Genomic DNA, 1704 nt, shown 5'->3' with positions numbered 1-1704 from the left:
CTGAGGAATTGGGTGTAGGGACACGGCATCTTATATATTTTGGAAAACTGACAATATTAATCATGCCGTGTCCCTACATAGCGAAATTTTTCTGACTGAATTGTGTTTGATGATGGTACGTAAAAAAGATGCGATCGCATTCTGAATAAATAGGAAATGCGATCGCTCTTGAAGATTGCAGACAAAAATCTTGGATCAGTTGCCATCACCCGCCTGCGAATCAATTCGCAGGCTAATAGCTAAAGTCGGATTTATCCGACTGAAAACAATTTTCTTTAGTCCACTTCAGTGGAGTTTCGCTATTAGCCTGGGGTTTGAACCCCAGGTGGGATAGAAGCGCCAGTGCAAGATTTGTGTAGGGGAAAAATGGCGATCGCATTTTCAAACCCGTACAAAAAGCGATCACATTTTGAATAAATGGAAAGTGCGATCGCACTCTCCGAAAATCCACTAAACAGTGTCAAACCCCATATCCTTTAATGCTGCAACAGTAAAGGATAAGTTGCTATCTGAATAACCTTCTAATGTTGCCGCACTCATTAAATCAAGCCTAAGTCTGGCATCACCCTCAGCCCAGTGATACCCTCCCTCGGTACGGTAATTAATATTGTTGACATCTACATTCTCTTGCAAAGGAACAGGTCCTCCATACAGAGCTATAGCATTAGTTCCCATGAAGTACCAATGACCATCACTTTGGTTTCTAAGAGCAAGTCTGTCATATTGTGGCAACCGTTGCTGTCCAAAACCCATTGCGTGACCCAACTCGTGCATAATAATTTTCTTTTGTTGACTGTAAGATTTGCCAAAGAACTCTGGATCAAGCCTTAAAGAGGCCACACCATTCTCGGCATAATTACAATCGGCATATATCAGATTACCAAGCTCTTCAGTTGTGATGGCAACCTGGAAACCTCTTTCCACTGGACTACCTATAGGCCCACGTCTAATCTTAGACTCCCAAGTTCTGATGGCATCATCAACTACGGTTCGTGCGTTGTTAGGAACACTCGTATAGTTGATATCAAACACAGGTTGTGAATTAACCTTTTCCCACGAAAGGTCTAAGTACGCATTACCACTCGCCTCATACTGATGGAAGTGCAAATCGTATCGACCAGCAGGCAAAGTAGAAGTTATTTCGTTATGCGAACCGTAAGCCTGAGTCCACTGATTTTGAGGCGTGATGTAAAACCACTGATTTGTACCATGCTGTTTAGCAAGAATTTGGAATCCGTCATCGCCCCTGACACGGAACTTATATTCACTGCCATCAAAATCAGCTACAGTGTAAGCTCGCATCGCAAAAAAGTCATGGGGTAGACGATTTCCATCTCCGTTGGGCGCACCATTTCCCCAATCTACATTGATGCCTTGCTTGCCATCACTGCGGGTGTTAGAACCCAAATTAATCACACCGATGGTATTGGGATTATTAAAATCTCCTTCCCAAAAATTAATTGGCGGCGCACTACCTTGACTTCCATCCCACGAGAAGACAGTGGCTCTCCACTCTTGCGGACTTACAGAATCTTGGAACTTGGTGGCTGGAGTAATATCAAAGATTAAAGTCAACGACTCTCTCACGAGAGCCGTTGCTCTCCAAAACCGTACTTGATACTTTTCGCATCATACGGCTCCTCAGTGAAATAGTGTTTGTCACACAAACGTCATTACCAGCATATCGTTAACCCATTTAATTTC

At 43.3% G+C, this 1704-nt stretch carries 2 protein-coding genes; both read right to left on the bottom strand.

What is annotated here, in order from left to right; all coding sequences use genetic code 11:
- Positions 1-56: 56 nt before the first annotated feature.
- On the bottom strand, positions 57-206 hold the full coding sequence (locus tag ACE1CC_RS03505) for a hypothetical protein (protein ID WP_413269089.1): 150 nt from the start codon (positions 204-206) through the stop codon (positions 57-59).
- A 244-nt stretch (positions 207-450) separates the two neighbouring features.
- Positions 451-1587, bottom strand: coding sequence for a M8 family metallopeptidase (locus ACE1CC_RS03500; protein WP_413269088.1), 1137 nt, complete (start codon positions 1585-1587; stop codon positions 451-453).
- Positions 1588-1704: the final 117 nt, after the last annotated feature.

This window comes from Floridaenema aerugineum BLCC-F46, assembly GCF_041929345.1.
Classification (GTDB): domain Bacteria; phylum Cyanobacteriota; class Cyanobacteriia; order Cyanobacteriales; family Aerosakkonemataceae; genus Floridanema; species Floridanema aerugineum.
The sequence above is the reverse complement of the archived record's forward strand: the minus strand, read 5'-3'. Positions and strand labels throughout refer to the sequence as shown.